General features: G+C 73.5%; 7 protein-coding genes. 2 read left to right on the plus strand and 5 right to left on the minus strand.

The window, feature by feature from the left end; all coding sequences use genetic code 11:
* Positions 1-862 (plus strand): dihydrolipoamide acetyltransferase family protein (locus tag AC1DQF_RS20645; RefSeq protein WP_477527104.1); only part of this gene is annotated, 862 nt, incomplete at its 5' end.
* A 128-nt stretch (positions 863-990) separates the two neighbouring features.
* Here AC1DQF_RS20645 and AC1DQF_RS20650 read toward each other — a convergent pair.
* The 3 genes from AC1DQF_RS20650 to AC1DQF_RS20660 form a co-directional block, all read right to left on the minus strand.
* Positions 991-1941: an NAD-dependent epimerase/dehydratase family protein gene (locus AC1DQF_RS20650; RefSeq protein ID WP_477527105.1), complete on the minus strand. Its 951-nt coding sequence runs from the start codon at positions 1939-1941 to the stop codon at positions 991-993.
* Positions 1942-2011: 70 nt separating this feature from the next.
* Positions 2012-3568 (minus strand): M1 family metallopeptidase, encoded by a 1557-nt coding sequence (locus AC1DQF_RS20655; protein WP_477527106.1) that lies wholly within the window; start codon positions 3566-3568, stop codon positions 2012-2014.
* Positions 3565-4116: an RNA polymerase sigma factor gene (locus AC1DQF_RS20660; RefSeq protein ID WP_477527107.1), complete on the minus strand. Its 552-nt coding sequence runs from the start codon at positions 4114-4116 to the stop codon at positions 3565-3567. The genes AC1DQF_RS20655 and AC1DQF_RS20660 overlap by 4 nt, the downstream gene beginning before the upstream one ends.
* A 33-nt stretch (positions 4117-4149) precedes the next feature.
* On the opposite strand from AC1DQF_RS20660, the gene AC1DQF_RS20665 reads away from it, so the two are divergent.
* Entirely contained in the window at positions 4150-5631 is a 1482-nt protein-coding gene (locus tag AC1DQF_RS20665) for a serine/threonine-protein kinase (protein WP_477527108.1), read from the plus strand.
* Between the two features lie 8 nt (positions 5632-5639).
* On the opposite strand, the gene AC1DQF_RS20670 is transcribed toward AC1DQF_RS20665, so the two are convergent.
* Together AC1DQF_RS20670 and AC1DQF_RS20675 are read right to left on the minus strand one after the other, a co-directional pair.
* Positions 5640-7187 carry a glycosyltransferase family 61 protein gene (locus AC1DQF_RS20670; protein WP_477527109.1) on the minus strand — a complete coding sequence of 516 codons (1548 nt, stop codon included), beginning with the start codon at positions 7185-7187 and terminating at the stop codon, positions 5640-5642.
* A partial coding sequence (locus tag AC1DQF_RS20675; RefSeq protein ID WP_477527110.1) for a hypothetical protein occupies positions 7187-7879 on the minus strand: 693 nt, incomplete at its 5' end. The genes AC1DQF_RS20670 and AC1DQF_RS20675, both read right to left, overlap by 1 nt.

The following is a 7879-nucleotide window of genomic DNA, read 5'->3' on the forward strand; positions in this document are numbered from 1 at the left end:
GGCCAAGGACCTCGGGGTCGACCTCGCGCTGCTCACCGGCGCCGGCCCCGGCGGCGTGATCACTCGCGCCGACGTCGAGTCCGCCGCGTCCGCGGGCGGGACCGACCACGGCTGGGACGCCGCCGTCCCGGCCCCGGCCCCCCGTCGTACCGACGAGCAGCCGCGGGAGACCCGCGAGCCCGTCAAGGGYGTGCGCAAGATGATGGCCCAGGCGATGAGCCAGTCGGCCTTCACCAGCCCGCACGTCACCGAGTGGATCACCGTCGACGTGACCGCCACGATGCAGCTCGTCGAGCGGCTCAAGGCGCGGCGCGAGCTCAAGGACGTGCGCATCAGCCCGCTCCTCGTGCTGTCGCGTGCCGTGCTGCTGGCGATGAAGCGCACCCCGGAGATCAACTCCTACTGGGACGACGCCGCGCAGGAGGTCGTGCACAAGCACTACGTCAACCTCGGCATCGCCGCGGCCACCCCGCGCGGGCTGGTCGTGCCCAACGTCAAGGACGCCGACGCGATGTCGATGGTCGAGCTGGCCGGTGCGCTCGGCGACCTCACGGCCACCGCGCGCGACGGCAAGACGCAGCCGGCCGAGATGGCGGGCGGGACGTTCACGATCACCAACGTCGGCGTCTTCGGCGTCGACGCCGGTACGCCGATCATCAACCCGGGCGAGTCCGCGATCCTGTGCTTCGGCGCGATCAACAAGCGGCCCTGGGTATCGGAGGAGGGCGAGATCGTGGTGCGCGACGTGACCACGCTGGCCCTGTCCTTCGACCACCGCCACATCGACGGGGAGAAGGGCTCACGCTTCCTCGCGGACGTGGCCGGGATCCTCGCCGACCCGGGGAGCGCCCTGCTCTTCTGAGGTGAGCGGGCACTTCCTGGCCGCTCATGGCCACTGACCGGGCAGCTCCGTGCGCTTCACGTGCACGGAACTGCCCGGTCAGTGCGTTCCAGGCGCAGGGAAGGGGGGGAGGTCAGTGCGGAGCCCGGTCAGCGGAAGGACCAGGCGGCGAGCACCTCCGCCTCACGCTCGGCCGAGATGCCGTGCACGGGGGCCTCGAGGCTGTCGCGGGCGGTGTCGCCCACGGGCCGGAGGCGCAGCCCCGCGGCCACCGCCGGGCCGGGGTCGTGCGCCATCATCCCGTCGTACTCCGGTCGCGGCAGCCACAGCGGCACCGAGCCGTCACCGGCCCACGGCTCCACCCCCCGGCTCTCGAGGAAGCCCGAGTCGATCCACGTCAGGAGCGGCGTCGACGCCCCCACGCCGGCCGCCACCTCGGCGAGCAGGTCGCCGATCGCCACGGGCCGGCCCACGGCGTCGTACGCCCCGGTCGTGCGCGTCTCGCAGAGGTCGAGGACCCACGCCGCCAGGTCGCGCACGTCGATCACCTGCACCACGTCGTCGGGGCTGCCGGGGGCGAGCACCTCGCCGCCACGGGCCAGGCGCGCGGGCCAGTAGGCGAAGCGGCCGCTCTCGTCGCCCGGACCGGCGATCAGCCCGGGACGCACCACCGCGGACGAGGCGGTGTCGGAGCGCACGATCGACTCGCAGGCGACCTTCATCGCGCCGTACGCATCGGGGTCCGTGGCGAGGTCCACGTCCTCGGTGACCGGCTCCACCAGCGGCTCCATGGCCGACGAGGAGCTGTCGGCGTACACGTTGATCGTCGAGACGAAGACCCAGTGGGCGTCGGGCACGGCCGCGACCGCGCGGCGTACGTGGGAGGGCAACCGGGCGACGTCCACCACGGCGTCCCACGCGCCCGCGTGCAGTGCGTCCGGTGCCTCCTCGCCCCGGTCCCACCGCAGGTGCGTGGCGCCCGTCGGGACGGTCCCCGACGAGCCCCGGCACGCGCAGGTCACCTCCCAGCCGCGGGCCACCGCGCGGGCCGCGACCTCGCGGGAGAGGAACCGGGTACCGCCGAGCACGAGGAGTCGCATGCCCTCACCCCACCGCGTGGGCGAGGGCGGGGGCAAGGGGCGTTCGCGCCCAGCGGAACCGGTCGGACGGTCAGCCGCCGATCAGGCCCTCCGGCGGTGTACGGGTCCCGGTGATCCAGGCGTCGAAGAACCGGGTGAGCTCCAGCCCACTCTCGGCCTCCCAGTGGTCGAAGACCTGCTGGCGGGTGGCGGACTGGTTGTCGTGGTCGGTGAGCCACGAGCGGGCGATCTCGAAGAACGCCTCGTCGCCGAGCTCGCGACGCAGCTCGTCCCACATCACGGCGGGGGGGTAGTAGATGTTGGAGCCGCCGAACTGGCGCTTGTCGTAGTCGCCGGGGGGCCCGTACTCGTCGCGCAGGGCCTGGTCCTGGTCCCGCCACTCGGCGATCTGCGCGGACACGTCGTACCCGCCGCGGTCCGCCTCGTAGAGCGCCTGCATGAGCATCGTCATGCCCTCGCTCATCCACACGTCGGACCAGTCGGCGGGCGAGACCTGGTCGCCGTACCACTGGTGCACGAGCTCGTGCAGGACCACCGGCGCCGAGCGCACGTACTCGGTGTTGCCCAGCGTCAGCATCGTCTGGGTCTCCATCGCGCTCTGCGAGTCGGTGAGCACCATGCCGAGCGAGCTGAAGGGGTAGGGCCCGAGCCGCTGCTCGATCCAGTCGACGGCCTTGGCGGCCACCTTGAGGTCGTCGTAGGCCAGCGGCAGCCCGCGCGGGGTCCAGTAGTCGATGACGACGCCGCTGCCGGAGGTGTTGGAGCGGTGCGCGTAGTCCCCGATCGCGAGCGTCACGAGGTACGACGACGCGGGCTCGTCGAGCTGCCAGTGGGTGGTGGTCACCGAGCCGCCTGACGCCCTGGTCTCGGTCTCGGTCCCGACCAGCCGTCCGTTGGCGATCCCGGTCCACGGCGACGGCACGGTGACGCTGATGTCGTAGAGCGCCTTGTCGGAGGGCTGGTCGTTGACGGGGTACCACGAGTAGGCGCCGTACGGCTCCTGCATCGTCCACACCTCGCCGCGGTCGGTGACGGTGAAGCCCACCGTGGAGAAGTCGCCGCGGGTCGTGGGCGCCGGCACGGGGCGCGGGCTGCCGGAGTAGGACACGACCAGCTCGTGCCGGTCGCCCTCGGCGATCGGGGAGCGGACCACGAGGTCCTTGCCCCGGTGTGCGTACGCCGCCTCCTCGCCGTCGAGCGTCACGCTCCCGACCTCGAGTGCCGGGGCCAGGTCGAGGCGGAACGTCCTCGCGTCGCGGGCCGCACGGAACGTCAGCGACGCGGAACCGGTGAGGACCCGATCGGTCGGGGCCCATGCGAGGTCGAGGTCGTAGAGCAGCGCGTCGACGTCGGGGTGCCCCACGGCGGGGTACACCGAGTCCTCGACCGGGGTGCTCTCGGCCAGGGCCAGGTCGGGCTCGACGGCCTCGGAGGTCGGCACGTCGGACGCGGGAGCCGCGGTCGCCGACGCCGCACCCGACGGCGCACCCGAGGAGTCGCGCGACGAGTCGCCCGACGGGTCGTCGGAGGAGGACGAGTCGGACGACCCGGAACAGCCGGTGAGGGTGCCGACGGCGAGCAGGCCGGTGACGGCGAGCGTCGCCGTACCGCGCCGCAGGCTCCTCACGCCTCGCCCCGCAGCAGCGGCCGCGCCAGCTTGCGGCCGTGGTGGATCTGCGCCTTGACCGTGCCGAGCGGCGCGCCGACGAGGTGGGCGATCTCGTCGTAGGGCAGCCCGTAGACGTCGCGCAGCATGAGCGGCTCGACGTACTGCGGGTGGTCGCGCTCGATGGTCTCCATCGCCTCGAGCAGGTCGAGGCGGGTCCCGGCGATGACCGAGGTGGTGCGCGGGTCGGGGCGCTCGTGGTGGTGGGCGCCCTCGAAGTCGGTCGGCACGGCCTGGTTCTTGAGCCGCCGGTAGGTCGACCGGGCGCTGTTGAGCGCGACGACGTGCATCCAGGTGGTGAAGCGGCCCTTGCCGTGCCAGGACCCGATCTTGGTGGCGATGTTGAGCAGCGCCTCCTGGCAGGCGTCCTCGGCGTCGCCGGAGTAGGGCAGCACCCCGCGGCACACGTTGAGCGCACGCGGGCGGATCGCCCCGAGCAGGGACTCGAGAGCGTCGCGGTCCCCGTCGCGCGCCCGACGCGCCAGGTCGTCGATGTCGTCAGGCGTCACACCTGCAACATAATCCTGCAACATAATGGTGGGGTGTCCACCCCCGCGTGTCTCGGCCGCTACCCGGTGCGGCGGCGCATCGGCGCGGGCGCGTTCGCCACCGTCTGGCTGGCCCACGACGACCAGCTCGACTCGCCGGTCGCGATCAAGGTGCTGGCCGACAACTGGACCGAGGACCTGCACGTGCGCCAGCGCTTCCTCGAGGAGGGCCGCTTCCTGCGCCGCGTCGAGTCGCCGCACGTCGTGAGCGTCTACGACGCCGGCGAGCTGCCCGACGGGCGCCCCTTCCTCGTCATGTCCTACGCCGACCAGGGGACGCTGGCGGACCGCCTCGACCTGTCCCTGCTCACCCGCGCCCAGGCGGTGCACGTCGTCGGCCAGGTGGGGGCGGGGCTGCACGCGCTGCACCAGCGCGGGGTGCTGCACCGCGACGTGAAGCCCGCCAACGTGCTCTTCCGGACCGTCGAGCTCGACGGCCGCACCCGGGTCACCGCCATGCTCGGCGACCTCGGCCTCGGCAAGGCCATGGACATGTCCTCGCGCCTGACGATGATCGGCGGGACCCCCCAGTTCGTCGCTCCCGAGCAGGCCCGGGGCGAGGCGCTCGACGGGCGGGCCGACCAGTTCTCGCTGGCCGCGCTCACCTACCTGCTGCTGGCCGGACGGGCGCCCTACGACCACGCCTCGTTGACTGCGGCCGCCGACCCCGGCCCCGCGGCCCCGATGGGCGGCGGGCTGCCCGAGGCCGTCGAGGCGGTCGTGCACCGCGGCCTGGCCGCCGAGCGTGACCAACGCTTCCCGGACGTCCCGTCGTACGTCGCGGCGCTGACGGCCGCGCTGGACGGCTCGTTCGCAGGGGCCGACGAGGCGCCGACCGCGTGGATCCCGCCGGACCCGAGCCTGACCCACCTCGCCCCGGACACCCAGGGCGCACCGGCGTCCGCGTCGGCGGAGGAGGCGGCCTCCGCACGACCAGGTGCTCGCCGGAGGCGGGCGATCGTCGGTGCCGCGGCCCTGGTGGTGGGGCTCGTCGGTGGCTACGCCCTCCAGCAGGTCCTCACCGCGGAGCGGCTGCTCGAGGACGCCTCGCAGACCATCTCGGTGACCGTGCCGGACCGCTGGACCGCCGCGGTGGACGAGGAGGGGTGGACACCGCCCGACGCGCAGGCGGAGTACCCCGCACTCTCGGCCGGCACGGCGGCGGGCTGGAACGGCGACGAGGAGCCCGGCCACGGCGTCTTCGTCGGACTGCTGGGCGGCAACGACCTCCCCACCCGGATGCCGCAGCACCCCGAGTGCGACCCGCCCCGGCCGACGGTCAACGACGTCCGGGACGGCGACGAGCTGATGACGGTGCTCTTCACCGGCTGCGCGCTCGACGGGCGCGGCGACGGGGTGACGGTCGAGCGGGTCGTGCACGCGACCGCCAACCAGCTGCTGTGGGTGCAGGTGCGCGCCGAGGACCGCGGCACCGCCAACCGGGTGCTCGACTCTGTCGATCTGCACGGCATGTGAGGCAGGGGTCAGAGCTCGCCCAGCAGTGAGCGCAACGGGTCGCGGTGCTGCGCGGTGTCGAAGCTCCACGGCGACTGGAACGCCCGGTAGTCGAAGCCGCCGTCGGGGTGGGCGCGGTCCGGAGCGCTCCAGAAGTAGTGCAGGTCGCTGCCGCGCGCCGCGGTGATCAGCTCCTCGTTGCGGGCGTCGTACGCCGCGTGGTTGAGCACCACGACCGGGGGTCCCTGCGCCGCGAACAGCAGGTTGAACATGCCGGTGCCCCCGAAGCCACCCACGACGCGGGCGTCGTGGAAGAGCCGGGCCTGCTGGGGCAGGGACAGCCGTGAGGGGTCGACCACCTCGAACCCCGCCCCGGTGAACTCGGCCTCCACCTCGGCCCAGTTGTGGCACAGGCGGTGGCCGGCGTGGCGGGTGACGAAGACCCGCTCCCGGCCCGACGGCTCGGGTGCCTGGCGGAGCAGGCCGTGCAGCACCCGGTCCCACACCTCGGCGATGGCCGGGTCGACCGAGTAGGGCTCCTTGTTGTGCAGCTGCGGCGTCGCGGTGAGGAGCGTGTCGACGACGACGGGTCCCTCCAGCCAGACGACGTCGTCGGGGGAGACGCCATAGGCGGCCAGCACGGCGGTGTCCGGTCGTAGGACGTCGCGGCCCCGGTCGCGACGGTGTCGGCGCAGGAGCAGGCGGACCTCGGGGTCGTGGCGCCTCGCCTCCTGCCACCCCCACAGCCGCGCGAGCCCCTCCGTCATCAGGTGCCCGTAGTGCCCGGAGTTCTTGTACTCGAGGAAGAAGTAGCTGCCCGCCAGGCGCGGCACCGGCGCGGTGGGCTCGCGCCGCAGGCGGGCGAACTGCGGCGTGATGTCCCGCAGTCGCTCGTTCGCCAGGGGCTGGTGCTCGAACCACTTGAAGGTCTCGGGCAGGAGGGTGGCACCCGAGGCCACGATCATCCCCTCGTGGAGCGTGACGTCGCCGCTCCAGCGACGTACCTGCGTCGGCGGGACGCGCCACGAGGTGAGGACCTCGCCGCCACCGGTGCCGTGCGAGGTGACGACGCGGGCCGGGGTGAAGCGCGACGCGTCGCGGTGGAGGAGCACCTCTCGCGCCAGGCCGGTGCGTCCCACCACCAGGTCGCTGCGCGCCTCGGCCACCTTCAGCAGGCTGGCACCGGTCTTCTCGACGACGACGAAACGGCCGTCGCGGCGTACCTCGCCGACGGCCCGCCGCAGCTCCCGGCGCAACCGTGGGCGCACCGGCACGGTCGGGCGCCTGCCCGCCGCCACGGCCCGCCACTGGGCCTCGATGCGGCCGGCCGTCTCGTCGTCGGCCGCCGCTATGACGTACCGGCCGCCCTCGGAGACGTGCCAGAACAGTCGTCCGGCGCGGCGCATCGCGCGCCGGGGGCCCGGCCCGGTCGCGTCGACGAGGGTGGCCGGGGCGGGCCGGCCCGCGTCCACGGTGTCGCCCGCGCGGAGGACCACGCAGGGGCTCGCCGCGTCGCGGACCACGCGGTCGAGCTCTCGGCTCGCACGCTGCTCGCGCCAGCGATCGCGGAGCGACATCAGGCCTGCCGCATCCCCGCGGCGACGCGACTGATCAGCTGCCGGGCCCCGCGGGCGTCGACCTCACGGCCGGTGACGGCGATCTCGACCTCGGCGAACCCGGTGCCTCGCAGGTCCAGCCAGGTCAGGAACCCGTGGCGCAGGAACCCCTCGGACACGTAGGTGAACTCCAGCGTGTTGGCGGTGCGCTCGACGACGGTGAGGCGGTCCTCCTCGTCCCGGAGCTCGTCGATCCGGTCGGTGAGCATCTCCTCGATGCTGTCGTTGAGCGACTGCACCTGCTGGACGCGCAGGAGGTAGGTGTTGTCCGGGTTGCCGGCCCGCTTCCACTTCACCTGGTCGGGCGCGTCGTAGATCTTCGACCAGCCGCGGGGGACCGGGTGGACCAGGCGGAACCGGGCGTTGCCGAGCCGCCCCTCGCGCATCGCCAGGTCGGTCTCGAGCCCGGGGACCGACGGCTGGGCGTTGCCCGTCGGGATCGGGTCGACCGGCACGCTGGGGGACTGGGCGGCCACCGGGGCCGGGACTCCTCCCGTCACGGAGGTCGGTTCCAGGGCGTACGCCGCGGCGTACCCGCCGATCACCCCGATCACGAGCAGCAACACCGTCGCCGCTGACCCCCGCCAACCCATGGGGAGACCATAGGCGGTGGGGTGGTCCGGGCCGGGCAGGCACCGGGGGGTGGGGTAGTG

This window comes from Nocardioides sp. P4_G4 (assembly GCF_056401085.1).